We start from the raw sequence: 20,572 nt of genomic DNA, 5'->3' as shown, positions 1-20,572 counted from the left end.
CGCTTCTTTGTTGAAAGGAATGAAGGAAATGCGAGTCATTTCAGGGGAACGGAAAGGAACGCGGCTAAAAGCAGTACCAGGGGATCAGACACGACCGACGACGGATAAAGTAAAAGAATCGTTGTTCAACGTCATCGGTCCCTATTTCAATGGAGGACGAGCGCTTGATCTGTTTGCGGGTAGTGGTGGTCTTGGCATCGAGTCTCTTTCGAGAGGATGCGATGAGGCGGTATTCGTCGACCAACACCATAAAGCCATTCAGACCATTCAAGATAACTTGCAGACGACGCACTATACGGATCAAGCACGTGTGTTGAAAAAAGACGTTACGATCGCCTTGACGGAACTAGCCTCCGAAAAGCCATTTAAATTAATTTATTTAGACCCTCCCTATGCAAAAGAACGACTGACGGAACACGTCACGTACATAGAGCAACACGACATGCTGACAGACAATGGTGTCATCGTGTGTGAACATGACTCTGCTGTTGTATTACCGGACCGGATCGGACGGCTAGAGGTCGTTCGTCGACTTCGTTATTCCGCTGTCATCTCAATCACGTTATATGAATTTATGGAAGCGGAGGAAGACCACGTATGAAACGAATCGCCATTTGCCCAGGGAGCTTTGATCCAATCACGAACGGACATTTAGACATCATTGAACGGGCTGTTCCGATTTTTGATGAGATCATCGTTGCCGTATTGAACAATTCTTCGAAGCAACCGCTCTTTTCTGTTGAGGAACGGATGGAGTTGATTGCAGATGTGACGTCGCATCTACCACATATCAAGGTCGATTCCTTCAATGGTTTGCTCGTCGATTACGCAGCGGAAGTCGGCGCAACCGCGATCGTCCGTGGTCTACGGGCGGTCTCGGACTTTGAGTATGAAATGCAGGTCGCATCCATCAACAAAAAGATGAACGATCAAATCGAGACACTGTTCATGATGACGAATAACCAGTATTCCTTCTTAAGTTCTTCGATCGTCAAGGAAGCGGCCAAATACGGTGCTTCCGTCGTTGATCTCGTGCCATCTTCCGTCGAAGAGGCGCTACGTCAGAGATATACGAGAGGAGAACTGCGATGAAAGCTTGGAAACCCGCCTTAGCAGCGGTCATTGCTGCCTTGCTCGTGTTTTTCGTTCCACTTCCGTATTTTATCTCCTATCCAGGTGATGCGACATCGACTGAAGATTTGATTGATGTGTCTGGGGGTGACAAGGAGCCAGGCGATTTGATGATGCTGACGATCGCCCAACGTCGAGCAACCCCTTACTTCCTCGTAGAAAGCCTCTTCCTACCGTTTTCCGAAACGTCGAGCGTAAGTGATTATTTGTACGACGGAGAGTCAGATGCACAGTATGAAACACGTCAGAAACTATACATGGAAGAAGCACAACATAATGCGACGATCGAGGCCTATGAATTAGCTGATAAAAAGGTCGATATCGACTTTAAAGGGGTCTATGTGTCCGGTGTCATTCCAGGTGGTCCAGCCGAAGGGAAACTGAAAGCTGGAGACCGGATCACGGGCGTCGATGGGAAATCGATTACGTCATTTGATGGCTTCATGAAGACGATTCAATCGAAAAAAGCAAAAACAGCCGTTCCAATTCAGTTCACGCGTAAATCGGAAGTCAAGAAGACGACGATTCGAGTGGATCAGTTGTCGAAAGAAGTCAAACGTGTCGGACTTGGTATTTATGAACCATTACCGATCTCAAACGTAACGACAGACCCCGCTATTAAGTTTCAGATCGAGGATGTCGGTGGTCCTTCTGCAGGAATGATGTTCACGCTTGAAATCTATGATCAATTGACGCCGGGTGATTTGGCGAAAGGACATAAGATTGCCGGTACAGGAACGATTGAAGAAGGCGGTAAAGTTGGACCGATCGGTGGTGCGTGGCAAAAGGTAGTCGCTGCTGACGAGGCAGAAGCAGAAATCATGTTCGTACCAGCAGGAGAGAACTACAAAGAAGCAAAACCATCCATTAAAAAACTCGGAACGAACATGAAGCTCGTTCCGATCAAGACAGTTGAAGATGCGATTGATTATTTAAAAGAACTTCCAGCGAAATAAGGAAAACGACGGTGTTCGAGCAACGCGTCGTAGCGAGCCAAGGGCAGTGCGTATGCAGCTGTCACTTGGCTTTCTTTTGTTAGCCAAGGATGGCTCGTGAACGTACTTAAAACAGGGACACGCGTTTTGATACTCTTAAGTGCCAGTCGTCCTTGTTCTGAAAAAGCGAGGGGGCGAACGAAATCAACATGATCATAATCAATCCGTGCGACCTCTTCCGTTGTCGTTGAAGTCAACAGATAGACAATGGCACGCTGCAGGCTTGTACGCGTATAACGACGTGTTTTGACGTGATTTAAAAAGAAATCGAACGTCTCTGCTTGTTTGGCACCTTCGATGAGACGAGGAGCTAGTGAAGCATCAATTCCGGCGATTCGTATCAACTCAGATACGGGAGTCGTCAATAGGCGTTGTCGAATCCATGGATAATAGTGCGAAAAATGAGCGAAAGAAGCGTTTGTCAGGACGTCCTCCGTCTGTTCGGGAAGTGCGAGCAGCTGACCGTGCGTCTGGTAATGGGCGCGTATCGCAGTGGCGCTCATAATAGCTCCGGTTGATAGGTCATGATAGCCACTTCCAATTCGTTTGGTCGTATGAAGCGAAACGGTCTTCGCGGCGCGAGCATAATAATAACCAAGTGTATTGTTCGGTTGTGTCAAATCAAGCGTCTGTGAGACACTCTTGAACGCTTGACTAGCAGCGTGAGCAGAAGAAAGACCAACTGTTAATCCGTCACGTAACGCTTGCTTATATGCAGGAGTCTCTTCAATTTGTTCCGATGCCGCATGCAAAAAGGGATGGATGTCTCCACATTCGCTTCCGAACGAAAGTGACTCACAACCAATCGTCTCAGCGATCGTCACCCCACCGAGCGCAAACCGATCTGCGCGTTGGACGGCAAAATAAAAGGGGAGTTCAAGAACGAGATCAACGGCACCACTTGCGACTGCTGCTTGAGCACGTGTCCATTTGTCTGTAAAAGCGGGCTCCCCACGTTGCATGAACGTCCCGCTCATGATGGCGACGATGACGTCGGCATCCGTTTCCCGTCGTGCTGTCGTCGCTTGATAATAGTGTCCATTATGAAACGGATTGTACTCTGAAATGATAGCTGTCATCCTCATGAAAACTTTCTCCTTTGCAAACCGAATTAAGTGCGGTAATATGGATAAAGACGTCCAAAAGTGTTCGTTCTCTAGCGATTTCAGTGTAAAGAAAAAACATTGACAAAACAAGATGTCCTCTCTATAATTCATATTGTTGCAATTGAGGTGATTCGGATGAAATGGTCCCTGATGCAATTGAATAAATTGCGCAATCTGGGTCAACTTCAGGTTAACGAGACGATCGAGCTCAATGAGCTAGTCGCCCTCCATCCGGATATCCGGGCGGTGCAACCTGTGCACGTTCGTGCAAATGCATCGTTTACATCGAATCAATTAATATTCAATCTCCGGATTACCGGCGAAATGACGCTTCCGGATGCCCGGACGCTAAATGACGTCGCTTATCCATTCGAGATTGAATCCATCGAGCCATTCCTGCTCGAGGTTGATGCTGTTTCGAACGAAGCAGATGACATCAACGTGCCGATCGGGAATACGGTCGATCTTCGACCGCTCGTGCAAGAATTGATTTTACTTCATGTGCCAGTGCAAGTGCATGGGGATGATGAAGAGAATCAGTTGGTTGAGGGGGAAGGCTGGACGATTCTTTCTGAAGAGGATCCAGAGGAAACCGAACCAAAAATCGATCCGCGACTCGCGGGTCTCGCTCAGTTCTTTAAAAAAGATCAGGATTCCTGATTTCTGAAGTAAAGGCGAGTGTATTTTTTCAAGGAGGTGGACAACGATGGCAGTACCATTCCGCAGAACGTCGAAAACACGCAAACGTCTTCGCCGTACTCATTTCAAACTCCGTGTACCAGGTATGGTCGAGTGCCCAAACTGTGGTGAAATGAAACTTTCACACCGTGTTTGTAAAGCATGTGGCTCGTACAAAGGTAAAGAAATCGTCAGCAAGTAAGCTGATTGATCGGTATAAAAGCGACCTTCGAATCGAGAAATCGGTTTTGGGGTCGCTTTTTTCATGAAAGGGGAAATGATGAAGATGAACGTTGGAATCATTGGCGCGGGAGCCATCGGTTTATTGCTTGCCTCTTATTTATCGGAAGAGCATGCAGTCACGCTCTATACTCGACAAGAACAAGAAGAGGAACGTTCGATCATTCGCGATGGACAGGCAAGTCGACTTGTACGAATCCGGAAGATTGATCGACTCGAGTCAGAAGACTTGGTGTTTGTAGCGACAAAGTCGTATGATATAAAAAGTGTGATTCCATTCCTCAAACGGCTGACGTGTCCCGTCATGTTCCTGCAAAATGGAATGGATCATTTGAAATGGAAAGAGCAATTGCCGCAAGTCTTATTCGGTGTCGTCGAACATGGAGCCATGCGCACTGCGCCGTTTGAAGTCAGGCATACTGGACAAGGACGTATTCGATATGGAAATCAAGAAATTTCGAACTTGTCGTCAATACAGCTCCGTTTTGAATTCGAGTCGGATATGGAAGCGGTCTTATTGACGAAACTGTTCATCAACGTCGTCATCAATCCAGTGACGGCATATTACGGTGTTGAGAATGGATCCTTGTTAGAAATGCCTTATCGACAAGAAGCACGTCAATTATTTGACGAAATGCAGACGATTTTTCCGAATCATAGCATTACTTATTCCGAAATCGAGCGAATCATGGAGAACACGAGTAAAAATCGTTCTTCGATGTTACGAGATCTTGAGCAAGGACGCCAAACAGAAGTGGAACCGATACTTGGATACGCGTTACGTCAGGCGACGACTGCGACGCCACGTTTATCTTTTTATTATGAACAGATCAAACAGAGGGAGGGTCCGCAGTGACGGTCTTCATCATTTTTCCTTTATTCAGCCTACTTGCGTTGTATCTCATCTTTTTACTTCTGTTTCGAAAACACGGGAAGGCAGTCCGATTCGCACTCGACGTTGGGACATTCATTGTTCTATATGCCATTCATGTCGCATTGATTGCCTTGACCGGAACAAATTACTTAGGATGGATCGTCATCGTCGTGTTGGTAGTGTTTGCGTTGAACGCGCTCTGGCAACGGATTCGGCAACTTGATGTCGATTTAAGACAAATGATTCGGCACAGTTGGCGGATCATCATCTTGCTAGCGTTACCCGTTCATTTCGTGTTGTTCGTGCTCGGTATACGTCAACTGTTCATCAGCTGACGAGTTAGGTAAGAAAGAAGGGATTTTGTTTGAAGGTACAACCATTTGAAGCCTTATATGATGACAACTCGCTGATGCATCGTGCTTCACGAGAAGAATTCTTAACATATGTCGATCACCTCGGAACGAGTGGTTTAGCGTCGAGAAGCCGCTTACTTGAAGAGCGTCACTATCCGCATCTTGCGGCGCTAACGGACGAACTCGAACGCCAAAATCCAAATATGACGGAGCGATTGCGGGAGCGTGTCGCGAAACTTCGTACAGGTGAGGCACAAGCTGTGGTCACAGGGCAACAAACCGGCATCTTTGGCGGACCATTATATGCCATCTATAAACTGTTGACCTGTCTTAAGGTCGCGCAGCAGGCGGAAGCGACACTTGATCGCCCTGTCGTTCCGATTTTTTGGCTCGCGACCGAAGATCACGATTTTGATGAGATCAATCATGTTTATGTTCCGACAGCAGATTTTCAAACGCGAAAAATCGCAGTCGCCCCTGCGGAAACGATTGCCCGCTCGGTCAGTCGCTTGTCTTTTGATCAGCCGGCACTTCTAGAAATCATTGAAGAAACGTTCCGGGCAATGCCGGAGACGATCCACACGAAACGATTAGTTGCGCGGCTGAAACAACTCGTTGAAGAATGTACATCGTATGGCATGTTTTTCTCACAATTAATCGGCGAATTGATCGATTTCGATATCGTCTTCTTTGATGCTGATACACACCCTGTCCGTGAACTCGAGATTCCGTTTTTTGAACGATTGATTCAAGACAATGCGGAATTCAGACAGGCATTGACGGACGGAATAACACAGACGAAAGAATTACCCGACACATTCTTGAACGAGGAGGCCGCGCATCTTTTCATCGATGATCACGGTCGTCAGTTGCTTTATCCGACAGCAAGCGGATTTGAGACGAAACAAGGGAAGCAGTATACAGAACTTGAATTAATCGCGTTACTGTACGCCAGTCCGGAACGATTCTCAAACAGTGTCGTGACCCGACCATTGATGCAGGATTATCTGTTCCCGACGCTTGCCTACATTGGTGGACCGGGAGAATTAGCTTACTGGACGCGCTTACGCCCACTGTTTCACCATCTGAAGTGGACGATGCCGTTATTAATCCCTCGTATGGGCGGATTACTCGTGCGTCATAGCGATGAAAAACGGCTTATGAAACTCGACGTATCACTCGAAGAGATCGTCCGGTCAGGCGTTCCGATTCCCGTCTATTCGGAAGAGCAGATGACAGAGCGCCTGCAGACGGCAGCGATGCTGAAAGATAGCTTCGTCTCCGAGTTTCTTTCGCTCGAACATCAGCTACTGCGAACTTCGAGTAAGAGTGAGAAAATCAAGAAACAACTCAAACAATCGATTGCTAGTTTGTTAGCAGAAGATCGACGTCAATTTGATCGACAGACGCGACAGTATAAAGAAACGGCCTATCATTTGCTACCGGATGGAGCGCCACAAGAAAGGATTCACTCCATCTTACCGTGGTTGAATCATCATGGTCCTGATTTTGTTCGGGACTTAAGGAACGCTTATGAGGCAAATGCGGCTGAACAACTGAAAATTTTCCTTTAAACCTGCTGAAACAAGCAGGTTTTTTTGATTTTTTAGCGAAAATTACACAAAAGTTAAATAAATCAAGGAAACTGTCTCATTTTCGTAACGTTTTCATGAGAGAATGTGATACATTGAAAAAGAGTAACGTCCTTCAAGGACAGTGAAAGGTGAGGCAGGACATGTTTGAGCATGAAACGGTATTGAAATGGGAGTCAATCGAAGGACTCGCGATTAAACCCGACGGTATTTACGTCGATTGTACATTAGGTGGAGCAGGACATAGCGAAGAGATCGTCAAACAACTGACGACAGGTCATCTATACGCATTTGATCAAGATGATGTCGCCCTTGCTCATGCAGCAGAACGTCTCGCGGCGTATGAAGGTCGCTTTACTTTAATAAAGAGTAATTTTGCTTATCTAAAAGAGCAATTAGCAGCACATGGCGTCGAGAAAGTAGACGGCATCTTATTCGATCTTGGTGTCTCTTCACCACAATTAGACGAAGGGGAACGGGGATTTAGTTACAATCACGATGCACGTCTCGACATGCGCATGGATCAATCTTCTCCACTTTCTGCCTACGAAGTCGTCAATGAATGGTCTTACAATGATCTCGTACGTATCTTCTTTACATACGGGGAAGAGAAGTTCTCAAAACAAATTGCACGCAAAATCGAAAAAGCGCGGGAAGAGCAACCGATTGAGACGACGTTCGAACTCGTCGAATTGATCAAGGATGCGATTCCAGCACCAGCACGACGTAAAGGTGGTCACCCTGCGAAACGGACGTTCCAAGCGATCCGAATTGCCGTCAATGACGAATTGAACGTCTTTGACCGTGCGGTACACCAAGCAATTGATGTATTACGGGTTGGTGGACGTTTATGTGTCATTACGTTCCATTCACTTGAAGATCGCATGTGTAAACAGGCGATCAAAGAAAAATCATCACTACCCGAGCTTCCACCGGGATTGCCGATGATACCGGTCGAGATGGAGCCCGAACTCCGACTCGTCACACGCAAGCCGATTACAGCTGGTGTCGAAGAGCTGGATGATAATCGTCGCGCTCGATCGGCAAAATTACGAATCGCTGAAAAAATGAAAGAATCTTGAGAGGAGCATTCCAATGGCAGAACCACTTCGTAAATCGGTCCAAACGGTTCAACCCGTTCGTCAACAACCTGTTCAGGAACCACGGAAGACGGAAGATATCGCACGTCGCGTCGCCGTCCGTCCGAAGTATCGCTTGTATCCCTTTGAAAAATTCTTATACAGTGCGATGATTGGTGGTCTTGTGTTATTTGGGAGTTTGACGATCAGTACGCACAACGAGGCGTACAATGTCAGTCGTGACTTAGCGAAAGAAAACCAAGTCACACAGTCACTCAAAAAAGAAAATGAACGTTTACAACTAGAGGTCACGAACTTAAGCTCTCCGGAACGGATTTATAAGATTGCAAAAGAACAGGGTCTTGATATGCGTAAAGGGAACATCAAGGTGATTCCTAAATGAATCCACTGAAAAAATCCCGTTGGAGAGTAGCCTTTATCATGGTGATATTTGCTACTCTCTTTTTTGTGTTTATTGGCAGATTTTTATACTTAGCGACAACTAAACAATTCCATGGGGAAGATATGATTGCCTATGCTGAGAAAAAGCGATGGGAGTCCCAGGAGACGCTTGGAGCAGAACGCGGTGAAATTTTTGACCGTCTCGGTTCTCCAATCGCCATTAATGTTCCGTCGTATCACCTGATTGGTATTTACCGACTAGGTGGCGTCAAGGATCCGGATGAGACGATCGTCGACTTCAAAAAGACGGCTGAAGGTCTTGCACCGATACTTGGAATGACGACGAAAGAACTGGAAACCTATTTGATTGAGAACAAAGAACGTTCGCAAATCGAATTCGGAAAAAAGGGAAATGACTTAACACTCGATCAAAAAGAGAAGATCGACAAGTTAAAACTCCCTGGAATCCGGATGATCGAAGAGCCAAAACGATACTATCCGAACGGTATCTTCTTGTCCGATACACTCGGATTCGTCCAAAAGATCACCGAGGAGAATGGTCGTGTCGCGTTACAGGGACAAATGGGGATCGAAAAACAGTATGATAATGCCTTGAGTGAGTCTTACGGTGCACGCGTCTTCGAGAAAGACCGGAGTGGTAATCCGTTGATCCAAGGTTCTTCACGTGTCTCGAATGAACCAAAGGACGGATCGAATCTGTACTTGACAATCGATCATCGCATTCAACAGTCGCTTGAGAAACAGATGCAAAAAATGTACAACACGTATAAGCCGAAAAACGCAACGGGTATCGTCATGGATGCGAAGACTGGTGAAATCCTTGCCATGGCGGATCGGCCATCGTTCAACCCGAATTTACGTGACATGAAAGATTTTACGAACTTCGCCGTATCCTCACGATTCGAACCGGGTTCAACGATGAAGATTTTTACGCTCGCAGCAGCGATTGATGCGGGAGTCTTCCGTCCGAACGAGAAGTATAAATCGGGTAGCTATAATTACAAAGGAACGGTCATCAAGGATTACAATGATGTTGGTTGGGGCACAATTCCGATGATCGAGGGCGTCTATCACTCCTCGAACGTCATGTTCTCGAAGTTGACAGCAGAAAAACTTGGGATCGAACGGTATAAAGAATACTTTAAGAAGTTTCATTTTGACCAACGAACGGGTATAGACATCTCGGGAGAAGTAAACAGTCAGTCTGATTTGTCAAAACCGCTGAATGCGCTCATCACTTCATGGGGACAATCGACTGCAGTCACACCAATGCAATTACTCCAAGGGGCAACAGCAATTGCTGGTGACGGTGAAATGGTCAAACCGCATATCATCCAAAAAGCTGATCATACGGATAAAGCACCGTACCGAGCGAAAACAGAAGTCGTCGGTAAGCCAATTTCGGCAGAGGCGGCCAAAGCGACGCGGGATGCACTGGACGGTGTCGTCAACAGTAAAATCGGAACAGGTCAAATGTACAAGTTGAAAGACTACCGTGTCATCGGTAAGACCGGTACAGCTCAAATTTCTGAGAACGGAAAATACATTCAAGGAAAATTCATTCACTCGTTCATTGGCATGGCACCAAAAGATGATCCGGAATTGATCATGTACATCGCGGTCGATCGTCCGTCAAAAAATGAATCATCGGTTTCAGGACCACTCATCATGAGTCCGGTGTTCAAAAGTGTCATGAATACAGCATTACAGTACCGGAGCATTCAACCGGAAACGCAAAAAGATTCGGTGGATGTCAAAGCGAAGATTACACCGAGCTATATCAAGAAGAGCGCTCGACAAGCAACGGATTTGGCGAAAGAACAAGAAGCTGTTCCAATCATCCTTGGGGATGGAGCGGAGGTCGTTTCGCAGATTCCGTCTCGTGGTCAAGAATTCGTCAGTGGAGAACGTGTCTTGCTGAAGACAGCGAACACATTCAAAATGCCGAATCTGACGGGGTGGTCGCAGCGAGACGTCAAAAAGCTCGTCAGCTTATATGACTTGAAGCTCGATGTCATCGGTAAAGGTTTTGTAACCAAACAATCAGCTCGAACTGGTACACTAGTGAAGGAAAATGGAAAGTTGACGGTCGAACTAGCTGAACCTAAAGAATAACGGTGGGGCAAGTTTCCTGATTTCTACAGGAAGACGAGGACGAACAGGAGTCATTCGTTGACTTTTGCATTCGTCCTCTTTTGCTGTCATCGAATGGAGGTATATATCATGTTAACAATTACGCAAATTGCTGAGTGGCTGCATCTTGATGTCAGAGACGACCGGGTTGTCCGCCACTTCGCAACGGATTCACGCGCACATCTTGAAGATGGTCTCTATGTTCCAATTCAAGGAGCACGCGTCGATGGTCATCGCTTCCTGGAAGGCGCAAAAAATCAAGGAGCGATCGTCACCTTATGGAAGAAAGGGATTGATCGACCGGACATCGATGTCGTTTTCTTAGAAGTCGATGAACCACTGGTTGCCTTGCAAGAGATCGCTAAACAATACTTAATGCGGATTGCGCCAAAAATCGTTGCCATCACTGGATCGAATGGCAAGACATCGACGAAAGACATGGTCGAAAGTGTACTCAAGACAACGTTCAAGACACATAAGACACAAGGGAACTTCAATTCGGATATCGGGATGCCGTTAACGATTCTCATGATGCCGGCTGACACGGAAGTCGCCGTACTGGAAATGGGGATGAACGGTTTTGGCGATATCGAATTCTTATCGAATCTTGCTGAACCAGATATTGCGCTCGTCACGAACATCGGTGAATCCCATGCGGAGCAAGTCGGTGGACGTAGTGGAATCGCCAAAGCAAAGCTTGAGATTCGGTCTGGTCTTAAACCAGGAGGTCATCTGTTCGTTGATGGGGATGAACCACTTCTAGCAGAAGTCGAAGCGGAGAAAATCGGTTATCAGATTGGGAATACGTACCGGATCGAGACGACAGAAGCAACATTTTTCGGAACAGCCTTTGCTTACGATGGTACTGCCTTTCATCTGCCTGTGTTAGGAAAACACCAAGTCCGAAATGCAGCGTACGCGATTGCGACAGCGCGCGCGCTTGGCGTGACGGATGCCCGGATCCAAGAAGGATTCGACGCGGTTGAACTGACACCAATGCGGATGGAACGACTGCTCTTTGAGGAGACGGCGGTCATCAACGATGCGTATAACGCAAGTCCGACATCGATGAATGCAGCGATTGAGACAATCACTGCATTAGAAGGGTATACGACGCGTGTTCTCGTGCTCGGCGATATGTATGAACTAGGAGACCAGGAACGCTTGTTACATGCCTCGGTCGGAAAGCGGATTACGTTACCGGTCTCGCATGCTATTCTAGTAGGGGAGAAAGGCGCGTGGATTGCTGAAGGAATCAGCGACCCATCCGTCCAAATCCAATTTGCGGCAACTGTTGAGGATGCTGCTGAACAATTGCGTTCGCTGCTTGGAGAACGAACAATCGTTTTATTGAAAGCGTCACGTGGGATGGCGCTCGAACGGATATTGACCTATCTGAACGAAAACTAATTTTTGAAAAAGGGTGTCTGCTATGATCACATTATTCATCAGTCTTATTCTTGCATTTCTTGTTGTACTACTTGTTATGCCAAAGGCAATTCCGTTTCTACACCGATTGAAGTTCGGTCAGGAAATTCGGGAAGAAGGACCTCAATGGCATCAGGTCAAATCGGGAACGCCAACGATGGGCGGGATCGTCATTCTCGTCGCGATGATCGTCAGTGTTCTTGGAGCAATCGTCATGGGTGATTTATCAACGACACAGTTATCGTTACTCTTTTTAACACTTGCATATGGTGCGATTGGTTTCATCGATGACTACATCAAAGTCGTCAAGAAGCGTAATCTCGGCTTGAATTCGAAGCAAAAACTGATTGGGCAAATCGTCGTCGGATTGTTATTCGTTTGGTTGAGTGGTGGATTTACGAGTGACGCGACGTATCTGTCGATTCCATTCACAGACTTCAAACTTGATTTTGGTATCATCTATCCGTTCGTTGCCTTGTTCTGGTTAGTCGGATTCTCGAATGCTGTCAACTTGACAGACGGGTTAGACGGTCTCGTATCATTTACGGCGATTCCGACATTCCTCTTCTTCGGTTTGTACAGTTGGTTCATCGCGGATGAAGTGGGTGCTGCTTGTTTTGCCTTCTCAGCAGTTGGTGCCCTAATTGGATTCCTTTTATTCAATGCTCATCCAGCAAAAATCTTCATGGGCGATACAGGGTCCCTTGCACTCGGTGCCGCACTAGCAGGTCTATCGATTGTCCTAAAACTAGAACTTCTCCTTGTCTTGATCGGCATTGTCTTCGTTGTAGAGACACTATCTGTCATTCTACAAGTCATCTCATTTAAGACGACAGGGAAACGTATCTTTAAAATGAGTCCGATTCATCACCATTTTGAAATGGTTGGTTGGAGCGAATGGCGGATTGTCGGTACATTCGCAGGAATCAGCTGTTTGATGGCATTCATCGCCTACGTATTTATGTGATAAAAACGAAGAGAGAAAGTGAGCGATTCAACAATGGAACAACGACAATGGAATGATCAAAAGGTGCTCGTTCTCGGAACGGCGAAAAGTGGAATCGCAGCCGCTCGTTATTTAGCGAGCGTAGGTGCAGAAGTGACAGTGAATGACGGGAAAACACCGTCCGAGAGTGATCAAGCAGTGCTTGCATCACTCGATGTCCAAACGGTTTATGGTGGGCATCCGCTTACACTACTCGATGACATCGATTTGATCGTCAAGAATCCAGGGATTCCGTATCAGATCGAATTGTTACAAGAAGCATTACGACGCAACATTCCCGTTTGGACAGAGGTGGAACTGGCGTATCACGCAACAGATGCGACGTGGATTGCTATCACAGGATCAAACGGGAAAACGACGACGACGACACTCGTTCATGAATTGTTGAAAACAGGGTCTCGACGTGTGCATTTGGCAGGAAACATTGGATTCCCGGCAATTGAAATCGCACGTCAGGCGAAACGAGATGACATCATCGTCATTGAATTATCGAGTTTTCAATTGATGGGGATCGATCAGTTCCGACCATACACAGCAGCCTTTTTAAATCTATCACCGGCACATCTCGATTATCATGGTGATTTTGAATCATACGGAGAAGCAAAAGCTCGGATTTTCAAAAACATGACATCTTCGGATCGGCTTATCTTGAACGCTGATGATGCATCGGTCAACGAGCTCGGTAAGACAGCAAATGTGACGCCGCTCCTATTCTCACGTCGTCAATCTGCTTATGCAGAAATAGTGAATGATGTGCTGACGATCAATGGATCGAGTATTCTACCCGTCAAAGAACTTGCTCTCGGTGGTGGTCACAATGTTGAGAACGTCCTCGCGGCCTTAGCGCTCGTCGAACCATTCGACTTACCATTAGCGAATGTCCAGCATGTGCTACGGACATTCGGAGGAGTAGAGCACCGGACACAGTTCGTCGGTGAAATTGCTGGTCGAAAAGTTTATAACGATTCGAAAGCGACGAATAACGTCGCGACAGAAGCAGCCCTATCTGGATTCACGACAAACATCATCTGGTTATGTGGTGGGCTCGAGCGTGGAGCGGATTTGACACCGCTACTCGATGCGATGAAGCACGTCAAACATGTCATCGGACTGGGAGAAACCGGACATCGCTTCGGAACGCTTGCATCTGAAAACGGCTATTCATCAACGGTCGTCAAGACGATGGATGAAGCCGTGAAAGTAGCGTTTGAAGTATCACAACCTGGAGACATCATTCTTTTATCACCAGCATCCGCAAGTTGGGATCAGTATAAGACATATGAAGAGCGCGGCGATCACTTCGTTCGTGCCGTACATGAAGTAGGGGGAACAACAGTATGAAAATCGTCGTCTCTGGTGGCGGTACAGGTGGTCACATCTATCCGGCACTTGCCATGATCCGAGAGCTCGAAGAACGCATGCCGTGTGAGGTCCTCTATATCGGAACAGAAAACGGTCTCGAAGCGGATATCGTCCGTCGGGCAGGAATTCCATTTGAATCGATTGAGATCTCTGGCATCCGTCGTTCGCTGTCGTTCGAGAACGTCAAGACGGGTATCCGGTTCGTCAAGAGTGTCCGACGGGTTCGCCGACTACTGCGCCAGTTCCAACCGGATATTGTCGTCGGTACAGGTGGGTTCGTCTGTGGACCTGTTCTGTACACGGCAGCAAAAATGGGTTTTAAGACACTCGTTCATGAACAAAACAGTCTTCCCGGTATCACCAATAAATTTTTAGCGCGTTATGTGGACCGTGTCGCATTATCCTTCAAAGGATCCGGTCATCACTTCGGTAAAAACGAAACAAAGACGGTTCTGATCGGAAACCCACGCGCTTCTGAAGTAGCGGAGTTACAAATCAACCCAACGGAAGAGCGTCAACGTTTCGGTTTCGAGGAAGGGCGTCCACTCGTCGTCATCTATGGTGGTAGTCGTGGTGCGCCTGCCATCAATGAAGCAGTCGTCGACATGATGCCGAAAGTTGAACAAGCCGGATGGTCGCTCCTCTTCGTTACGGGTCAGATTCATTACGATACGATTGTTTCACGCGTTGGCTCAGTACCTGAACGCATTCAACTGCGTCCATTTGTATATGATTTACCGAACATCCTAAAAGCAAGTCAACTTGTCATTTCGCGTTCGGGAGCAAGTACATTAGCAGAACTGACGACGCTTGGGTTACCGAGTGTCCTCATTCCAAGTCCTTACGTGACGGAAAACCATCAAGAAGTCAATGCCTCATCGCTCGTCGAGACAGGTGCGAGTCTATTGATTCGTGAACAAGAACTGACAGGTGAACGGTTATTTGATGCATGTGAAAAAGCATTGGCGCAACAACAAAAGATGTCTGAAGCAGCACTTGCGCTCGGTATGCCGAATGCATCACGAGACTTAGTTGATGAATTGTTACGACTAACAGGACAAAAAAACTAAACTATTGCAGGAAAAGACCGATAGGGAAATGAACTGTTACGTATAGAGGAGGAATGAGACGTGAGGGAACGGAGAGCGGTCGAACGACCGCAAGAGGACAAGAACGTCCGCAGTCTCGAGGATAAGATACCTTATATCCGTGAACAACGTCGCAAAAAAGCTAACCGAAGACTCATTTATGTCCTGATTTTGATTGGTCTATTGGTCGGTGTCGTCTTTTATCTGCAGTCAAGCTATTCCCGGGTCGCTCGATTTGATGTTGATGGTAACGTCAATGTGAAATCAGAGGATATTTTGCAAGCATCCGGGATCAAGGTGAAAGAGACACATGCCTTTAATGTGTCAGAGGAAGACGTTCTTGAACGGATTGAGAAGGTCCCAGGTATTCAAGAAGCAACGATGCAAAAGCAATTTTTGCACCAATATCGCGTGACGGTGACGGAAGAGAAAGAGATTGCCTATGCGAAAGATAAACCGGGAGACCGGATCGTCCTTGCGGATGGAACGATCATTCCCGGTAAGTCGAAGGAAGAATTGTTTGACGCTCCGATCCTGACTGGCTTCACCGATCAATCTCTAAATCGATTGACGAAGGAGCTTGTTAAAATCGAGCCGAAAGTACGGAGCCGGATATCCGAGATTGTCGCTAATGATAAGACTGACAAAGGTGGTCTGAAGTTGTTCATGACGGATGGGAATACGGTTTTGCTCAGTACTTCTGCCTTTTCTAATTCATTGAATGAATATGTAAAGGTCATTTCTGCCTTACCAAAAGGAAAGACAGGAACAATTACAATTGATGGTGGTATCTATTTCAAACCATATAAAGGGAAAAAATAGAAGATTCGTAAAGGGCTGACGAACAAAAAAACAAACATGTGTTTTCATTCGTCGACCTTTATTTGAATCGTCATCAAATCGTAATCTATTAGGACGCTAAGACGGGCAATAACTTCTTTTCGTAAGTATTTATATAGTGTAGACTTAAACGAGAAGAAGCCTGATCTATTCCTAGAATATAATTAGGAATAAAAAGGATTAGTATTATGAAAGTGGAGGTGTCACTCCCATGGAAACGAAAGGTACGATTGCCGCACTCGACATTGGGACATCGGAGGTGAAGCTCATCGTCGGTGAACTACTTGGTGGAACGCTGAACGTTCTTGCTGAAGGTTCTGCACCATCCGCGGGTGTTAAACGAGGTGTCATCGTTGACATCGATCAAACGGTACATGCCATTAAACAAGCGGTCACAGAAGTGGAACGTACACTTGGTGAACCAATTGGTGAAGTATATGTCGCTATTTCGGGCGAGCACATTCAAGTCAAGGATTGCCAGGGGATGACGTCAATCAAAGGTGAGGACAATGAAATCACGGATGATGATGTGAAAGATGTCTTGCATTCTGCGATGGTCATGCGAATTCCAAATGAACTCAGTGTAGTTGATGTCTTGCCGAAGACGTTTACGGTTGATCAGCAAACAGAAATCACTGATCCAAGAGGAATGATTGGTTATCGTCTCGAAGTAACAGGGAAGCTCATCATCGGAGCGAAGACGATCCTACATAGCATTAAACGTTCCATTGAACGGGCTGGTTTAGAGCTTGCTGGATATGTGCTGGAGAGTTTAGCGGTATCTAGAATCGCAGCATCGATTGATGAACTAGAACTCGGTGTTGGGATCATCGATATCGGACATGAGACGACGACGCTTTCCATCTATGAAAAGAACGATCTCGTCTACTCGACGACGTTGCCTTACGGTGGAGATCATCTGACACGTGATTTGACGTACAAGATGAACTGCAAATACCAAGATGCGAAACTCGCTAAAGAAGAATACGGCGTTGCACTCGAAGCACTCGGTGATCCGGAGGAGAAAGTCTCATACGTCACGATCAACGGGGAACATCGTTTCGAACCACAATCAGAGATCGGATTCGTTTTAGAAGCGCGACTTGAGGAAATCTTCGAGATGATTCAAAAACGAATGACGCAAGCGGGATACGCTCACATGAATAGCGGCTTGATCTTATGTGGTGGAAGTTCTTCACTACCTGGCATCGATCAGCTCGGAAAACGGATTTTCAAGCAGAGCGTCAATGTTTATCAGCCTGCTAGTCTTGGTATTCGTCATCCGAAGTATGCCGTTGCAGCTGGTATGTTACGTTATGTACTCTCAAGAAGCGCCGTATCGAAATCAGGTTTCGACCGGGCAGAAGAGAAAGAAGTCGTAGCATCCGGACGTGAGCAGGATGCACTGCTCATGAACGAACAGGCATCACCTGCTCGTGAAGAACGACCAACGCGTGAACAGCCTCCAAAAGAGAAAAAGTCATTCAGTAGTTTCTTTGAGAAATTCTTTGGTTAATGCCTACAAAAAAATCCAATGAGTAAAAAATATTAGGGGGCCCTTTTTATGTTGCATTTTGATGAAATGATGGACCAAGTAGCAAAAATCAAGGTCATCGGTGTAGGCGGTGGCGGTTCGAACGCCGTCAACCGAATGATTGAACACGGTGTCCAAGGCGTAGAGTTCATCGCTGTAAACACAGACGCTCAGGCATTGAACATGTCACAAGCTGACGTGAAATTACAACTCGGCGCAAAATTGACACGTGGTCTCGGTGCGGGTGCAAATCCGGAAATCGGTAAAAAAGCGGCTGAAGAGAGCCGTGAACAATTAACAGAAATCCTTTCAGGAGCTGACATGGTCTTCGTCACAGCCGGTATGGGTGGCGGAACTGGAACAGGAGCTGCTCCAGTCATCGCTGAGATTTCAAAAGAAATCGGCGCATTGACAGTCGGTGTCGTGACAAAGCCATTCATGTTCGAAGGACGTAAACGGATGCAACATGCTGTTTCTGGTGTCCAGAACTTCAAAGAAAAAGTCGATACGTTGATCGTCATCCCGAATGATAAGTTGCTTGAAATCGTCGATCGGAACACACCGATGCTTGAAGCGTTCAAAGAAGCGGATAACGTCTTACGTCAAGGTGTACAGGGTATCACGGACTTGATTGCCGTTCCTGGTCTAATCAACCTCGACTTCGCCGATGTGAAGACGATCATGACTGAAAAAGGTTCTGCTTTGATGGGTGTTGGTGTCGCAACAGGTGAACATCGCGCGACGGAAGCCGCTAAAAAAGCGATTTCAAGTCCATTGCTTGAAACATCAATCGAAGGCGCGAAAGGTGTTCTAATGAACATCACGGGTAGTGCGAACCTCAGCTTGTATGAAGTAACGGAAGCCGCACAGATCGTTCAAAGTGCAGCAGATGAGGAAGTTAACTTGATCTTCGGTTCGGTCATCAATGATAACCTAGAAGATGAAATCATCGTCACAGTCATCGCGACAGAATTCGAAAACGAACCACTCGACTTCGAAATTCCATCCGCACAAGAGATGATGAAAAACCTATTGAAGAAAAAACAAGCGACTCCACCACCAACAGAGGAGTCTAAACCACAAGTCGAAGAGACGCCTGTCAGCTCAAATCCTGAACCAGCTAAAGCGCCAGATGTCGAAGAAACGATGGACATCCCATCTTTCCTTCGCCGGAATAATCGTTGATCGATGTTCCAGTGACACGACTGCTAAACCAAGAGGTGTCGCGAAAGCGGCGCCTCTTTTTTTAAAATCGAAGGAGGCATCAACATGTTTGGACAATGGATCAAATGGGATACATCAACAGGTACCGTACGTGCCGCCTTTACGACGAAGTTTGCAGCACCACATGGAAACGGTAACTTAGGATTACATGTCAACGATGATCGTGACGGCGTCATCCAGAACCGACAAGTCATTGCTCGACAGCTTGATCTATCTCTTGAGAACTCAATTTGGGCGCAGCAAATCCATGGGAATCACGTTGAACAGGTGACGACACTTGACTCCGGACGCGGCGCTCTGGATTACGAAACAGCGATTCCGGGTACAGATGGATTGGTGACGACCGATTCGAATGTCTTACTGATGATGCTCTTCGCTGATTGTGTTCCGCTTGTCTTCTGTGATCCGACGACAGGAATCATCGCGAATACGCACGCTGGATGGCGGGGGACTGTTGGCAATATCGTTGAAGAGACAGTCAAACAAATGGAGCGTGCAGGTGCGAGTCGCTCATCGATTCAGATGGTCATTGGTCCATCGATTCGTGATTGTTGTTACGAAGTCGATCAACCCGTCATCGATGCGATCGACGCACTTGAACTCGATGAGTCTCCTTACATACGCAAGGAAGATGGAAAAGCGATGTTATCGCTACAAAAAACAAATGCTGCGCTTGCTGAGCGTTGTGGAGTGGGTGATGTCCTTGACTCAGGTCTATGTACACATTGTCAGGCGGAAGATTACTTCTCTTACCGCCACGGCGACCACGGCGGTCGGTTCGCGAGTTTGATCGTAAAGGAGTCATTGGATGTCAATTCTTGAAAATGTACAAGAGGTTACACGACGGATAAAACAAGCGAGTGAAAAGAGTTCATCCAAAAAGCAGGTACAGTTGATTGGCGTGACGAAATCAGTCTCAAGTCAAGTTGCTTCTGAATTATTAGAAGCCGGTGTAACGCATCTTGGAGAAAATCGTCCGGATGGACTGCTCGAAAAACAAGCAGAACTTGGACGTACAGCCTGTACATGGCACTTCATCGGCACGTTACAAACGCGTAAAGTTCGTCAAATCATCGATGCCATTGATGTACTGCATTCGCTCGATCGTCTTCATTTGGCAGAAGAGATCAATAAACGAACGGACCGAATCATTGATTGTTTCATTCAAGTCAATATCTCGGGAGAAGAATCGAAGCAAGGTATTGCACCGGAGGATGTACCGTCGTTCTTACACGAAATCGGTCAGTATCCCGCGATTCGTGTCATCGGACTGATGACGATGGCACCGTTGACGGAAGACACGACGCGTATACGTGAGGTATTCCGGTCATTAAAAACATTGCAAGAAGAGGTCAAGGCAAAAAAATTGTCGTATGCTCCATGTACAGAGTTATCCATGGGGATGTCATCGGATTTTGAGATTGCCATCGAAGAAGGGGCGACGTTCGTCCGAATCGGGACGACGCTCGTTCACACCTAAACGAGA

21 protein-coding genes are annotated in these 20,572 nt (G+C 46.7%); 20 read left to right on the top strand and 1 reads right to left on the bottom strand.

What is annotated here, in order from left to right:
- The first annotated feature begins 19 nt into the window (after nucleotides 1-19).
- The 3 genes from rsmD to Q7C19_RS07140 are packed head-to-tail and all read left to right on the top strand — an operon-like array spanning nucleotide 20 to nucleotide 2,087.
- Complete coding sequence (gene rsmD / locus Q7C19_RS07150) at nucleotides 20-601, top strand: 16S rRNA (guanine(966)-N(2))-methyltransferase RsmD (RefSeq protein WP_081780349.1); 582 nt, start codon at nucleotides 20-22, stop codon at nucleotides 599-601.
- Nucleotides 598-1,092 (top strand): pantetheine-phosphate adenylyltransferase, encoded by a 495-nt coding sequence (coaD, locus tag Q7C19_RS07145; protein ID WP_056062364.1) that lies wholly within the window; start codon nucleotides 598-600, stop codon nucleotides 1,090-1,092. Before rsmD ends, coaD begins: the two co-directional genes overlap by 4 nt.
- Nucleotides 1,089-2,087 (top strand): SepM family pheromone-processing serine protease, encoded by a 999-nt coding sequence (locus tag Q7C19_RS07140; protein ID WP_052018992.1) that lies wholly within the window; start codon nucleotides 1,089-1,091, stop codon nucleotides 2,085-2,087. The genes coaD and Q7C19_RS07140 overlap by 4 nt, the downstream gene beginning before the upstream one ends.
- On the opposite strand, the gene Q7C19_RS07135 is transcribed toward Q7C19_RS07140, so the two are convergent.
- The gene (locus Q7C19_RS07135; RefSeq protein WP_375091909.1) at nucleotides 2,060-3,211 is read right to left on the bottom strand and encodes a tRNA(Met) cytidine acetate ligase; all 1,152 of its coding nucleotides are present in this window, start codon (nucleotides 3,209-3,211) and stop codon (nucleotides 2,060-2,062) included. The two genes, Q7C19_RS07140 and Q7C19_RS07135, sit on opposite strands and share 28 nt — an antisense overlap.
- A 156-nt stretch (nucleotides 3,212-3,367) precedes the next feature.
- Between Q7C19_RS07135 and Q7C19_RS07130 the strand changes: the two genes are divergently transcribed.
- The 17 genes from Q7C19_RS07130 to Q7C19_RS07050 all read left to right on the top strand — a co-directional run bounded on the left by Q7C19_RS07130 (nucleotide 3,368) and on the right by Q7C19_RS07050 (nucleotide 20,566).
- Nucleotides 3,368-3,892 (top strand): YceD family protein, encoded by a 525-nt coding sequence (locus tag Q7C19_RS07130; RefSeq protein WP_023468813.1) that lies wholly within the window; start codon nucleotides 3,368-3,370, stop codon nucleotides 3,890-3,892.
- 46 nt (nucleotides 3,893-3,938) lie between these two features.
- The gene (gene rpmF, locus Q7C19_RS07125) at nucleotides 3,939-4,112 is read left to right on the top strand and encodes a 50S ribosomal protein L32 (RefSeq protein ID WP_012370841.1); all 174 of its coding nucleotides are present in this window, start codon (nucleotides 3,939-3,941) and stop codon (nucleotides 4,110-4,112) included.
- 84 nt (nucleotides 4,113-4,196) lie between these two features.
- Nucleotides 4,197-5,006, top strand: coding sequence for a ketopantoate reductase family protein (locus Q7C19_RS07120; protein WP_035409503.1), 810 nt, complete (start codon nucleotides 4,197-4,199; stop codon nucleotides 5,004-5,006).
- Nucleotides 5,003-5,359: a DUF3397 family protein gene (locus tag Q7C19_RS07115; RefSeq protein ID WP_035406782.1), complete on the top strand. Its 357-nt coding sequence runs from the start codon at nucleotides 5,003-5,005 to the stop codon at nucleotides 5,357-5,359. Before Q7C19_RS07120 ends, Q7C19_RS07115 begins: the two co-directional genes overlap by 4 nt.
- A 29-nt stretch (nucleotides 5,360-5,388) precedes the next feature.
- Nucleotides 5,389-6,951: a bacillithiol biosynthesis cysteine-adding enzyme BshC gene (gene bshC, locus Q7C19_RS07110; protein WP_375091908.1), complete on the top strand. Its 1,563-nt coding sequence runs from the start codon at nucleotides 5,389-5,391 to the stop codon at nucleotides 6,949-6,951.
- 161 nt (nucleotides 6,952-7,112) lie between these two features.
- A complete protein-coding gene (rsmH, locus tag Q7C19_RS07105; RefSeq protein WP_056062348.1) occupies nucleotides 7,113-8,051 on the top strand; it encodes a 16S rRNA (cytosine(1402)-N(4))-methyltransferase RsmH in 939 nt (312 codons plus the stop codon).
- A gap of 13 nt (nucleotides 8,052-8,064) precedes the next feature.
- Nucleotides 8,065-8,451 (top strand): cell division protein FtsL, encoded by a 387-nt coding sequence (gene ftsL, locus Q7C19_RS07100; protein WP_023468808.1) that lies wholly within the window; start codon nucleotides 8,065-8,067, stop codon nucleotides 8,449-8,451.
- Between the two features lie 122 nt (nucleotides 8,452-8,573).
- Nucleotides 8,574-10,586 (top strand): penicillin-binding protein, encoded by a 2,013-nt coding sequence (locus Q7C19_RS07095; protein WP_231496838.1) that lies wholly within the window; start codon nucleotides 8,574-8,576, stop codon nucleotides 10,584-10,586.
- 108 nt (nucleotides 10,587-10,694) lie between these two features.
- Entirely contained in the window at nucleotides 10,695-12,014 is a 1,320-nt protein-coding gene (locus Q7C19_RS07090; protein ID WP_069201481.1) for a UDP-N-acetylmuramoyl-tripeptide--D-alanyl-D-alanine ligase, read from the top strand.
- A gap of 22 nt (nucleotides 12,015-12,036) precedes the next feature.
- Nucleotides 12,037-12,999 (top strand): phospho-N-acetylmuramoyl-pentapeptide-transferase, encoded by a 963-nt coding sequence (mraY, locus tag Q7C19_RS07085; protein ID WP_035406797.1) that lies wholly within the window; start codon nucleotides 12,037-12,039, stop codon nucleotides 12,997-12,999.
- Between the two features lie 33 nt (nucleotides 13,000-13,032).
- Nucleotides 13,033-14,379, top strand: coding sequence for a UDP-N-acetylmuramoyl-L-alanine--D-glutamate ligase (murD, locus tag Q7C19_RS07080; RefSeq protein ID WP_290751545.1), 1,347 nt, complete (start codon nucleotides 13,033-13,035; stop codon nucleotides 14,377-14,379).
- Nucleotides 14,376-15,470 (top strand): undecaprenyldiphospho-muramoylpentapeptide beta-N-acetylglucosaminyltransferase, encoded by a 1,095-nt coding sequence (gene murG / locus Q7C19_RS07075; RefSeq protein WP_035406803.1) that lies wholly within the window; start codon nucleotides 14,376-14,378, stop codon nucleotides 15,468-15,470. The genes murD and murG overlap by 4 nt, the downstream gene beginning before the upstream one ends.
- A 60-nt stretch (nucleotides 15,471-15,530) precedes the next feature.
- Nucleotides 15,531-16,310 carry a cell division protein FtsQ/DivIB gene (locus tag Q7C19_RS07070; RefSeq protein ID WP_035406806.1) on the top strand — a complete coding sequence of 260 codons (780 nt, stop codon included), beginning with the start codon at nucleotides 15,531-15,533 and terminating at the stop codon, nucleotides 16,308-16,310.
- A gap of 229 nt (nucleotides 16,311-16,539) precedes the next feature.
- Nucleotides 16,540-17,844 carry a cell division protein FtsA gene (gene ftsA / locus Q7C19_RS07065; RefSeq protein ID WP_035406809.1) on the top strand — a complete coding sequence of 435 codons (1,305 nt, stop codon included), beginning with the start codon at nucleotides 16,540-16,542 and terminating at the stop codon, nucleotides 17,842-17,844.
- 48 nt (nucleotides 17,845-17,892) lie between these two features.
- Nucleotides 17,893-19,047: a cell division protein FtsZ gene (gene ftsZ / locus Q7C19_RS07060; RefSeq protein WP_029342137.1), complete on the top strand. Its 1,155-nt coding sequence runs from the start codon at nucleotides 17,893-17,895 to the stop codon at nucleotides 19,045-19,047.
- An 84-nt stretch (nucleotides 19,048-19,131) separates the two neighbouring features.
- Nucleotides 19,132-19,908, top strand: coding sequence for a peptidoglycan editing factor PgeF (gene pgeF / locus Q7C19_RS07055; RefSeq protein WP_375091907.1), 777 nt, complete (start codon nucleotides 19,132-19,134; stop codon nucleotides 19,906-19,908).
- The gene (locus tag Q7C19_RS07050; protein WP_375091906.1) at nucleotides 19,895-20,566 is read left to right on the top strand and encodes a YggS family pyridoxal phosphate-dependent enzyme; all 672 of its coding nucleotides are present in this window, start codon (nucleotides 19,895-19,897) and stop codon (nucleotides 20,564-20,566) included. The genes pgeF and Q7C19_RS07050 overlap by 14 nt, the downstream gene beginning before the upstream one ends.
- Nucleotides 20,567-20,572 lie beyond the last annotated feature (6 nt).

This window comes from Exiguobacterium sp. PHA03, assembly GCF_041945985.1.
GTDB lineage: Bacteria > Bacillota > Bacilli > Exiguobacteriales > Exiguobacteriaceae > Exiguobacterium_A.
The sequence above is the reverse complement of the archived record's forward strand: the minus strand, read 5'-3'. Positions and strand labels throughout refer to the sequence as shown.

Excerpts from the sequence above, each read along its gene's own strand:
- rpmF (WP_012370841.1), top strand. The coding sequence starts at position 3,939 with ATGGCAGTACCATTCCGCAGAACGTCGAAAACACGCAAACGTCTTCGC.
- rsmD (WP_081780349.1), top strand. The coding sequence starts at position 20 with ATGAAGGAAATGCGAGTCATTTCAGGGGAACGGAAAGGAACGCGGCTA.
- Q7C19_RS07050 (WP_375091906.1), top strand. The coding sequence starts at position 19,895 with ATGTCAATTCTTGAAAATGTACAAGAGGTTACACGACGGATAAAACAA.
- murD (WP_290751545.1), top strand. The coding sequence starts at position 13,033 with ATGGAACAACGACAATGGAATGATCAAAAGGTGCTCGTTCTCGGAACG.
- Q7C19_RS07090 (WP_069201481.1), top strand. The coding sequence starts at position 10,695 with ATGTTAACAATTACGCAAATTGCTGAGTGGCTGCATCTTGATGTCAGA.
- coaD (WP_056062364.1), top strand. The coding sequence starts at position 598 with ATGAAACGAATCGCCATTTGCCCAGGGAGCTTTGATCCAATCACGAAC.
- rsmH (WP_056062348.1), top strand. The coding sequence starts at position 7,113 with ATGTTTGAGCATGAAACGGTATTGAAATGGGAGTCAATCGAAGGACTC.
- ftsL (WP_023468808.1), top strand. The coding sequence starts at position 8,065 with ATGGCAGAACCACTTCGTAAATCGGTCCAAACGGTTCAACCCGTTCGT.
- ftsZ (WP_029342137.1), top strand. The coding sequence starts at position 17,893 with ATGTTGCATTTTGATGAAATGATGGACCAAGTAGCAAAAATCAAGGTC.
- Q7C19_RS07140 (WP_052018992.1), top strand. The coding sequence starts at position 1,089 with ATGAAAGCTTGGAAACCCGCCTTAGCAGCGGTCATTGCTGCCTTGCTC.
- ftsA (WP_035406809.1), top strand. The coding sequence starts at position 16,540 with ATGGAAACGAAAGGTACGATTGCCGCACTCGACATTGGGACATCGGAG.
- Q7C19_RS07130 (WP_023468813.1), top strand. The coding sequence starts at position 3,368 with ATGAAATGGTCCCTGATGCAATTGAATAAATTGCGCAATCTGGGTCAA.
- Q7C19_RS07135 (WP_375091909.1), bottom strand. The coding sequence starts at position 3,211 with ATGAGGATGACAGCTATCATTTCAGAGTACAATCCGTTTCATAATGGA.
- pgeF (WP_375091907.1), top strand. The coding sequence starts at position 19,132 with ATGTTTGGACAATGGATCAAATGGGATACATCAACAGGTACCGTACGT.
- murG (WP_035406803.1), top strand. The coding sequence starts at position 14,376 with ATGAAAATCGTCGTCTCTGGTGGCGGTACAGGTGGTCACATCTATCCG.
- mraY (WP_035406797.1), top strand. The coding sequence starts at position 12,037 with ATGATCACATTATTCATCAGTCTTATTCTTGCATTTCTTGTTGTACTA.
- Q7C19_RS07095 (WP_231496838.1), top strand. The coding sequence starts at position 8,574 with ATGATTGCCTATGCTGAGAAAAAGCGATGGGAGTCCCAGGAGACGCTT.
- Q7C19_RS07120 (WP_035409503.1), top strand. The coding sequence starts at position 4,197 with ATGAACGTTGGAATCATTGGCGCGGGAGCCATCGGTTTATTGCTTGCC.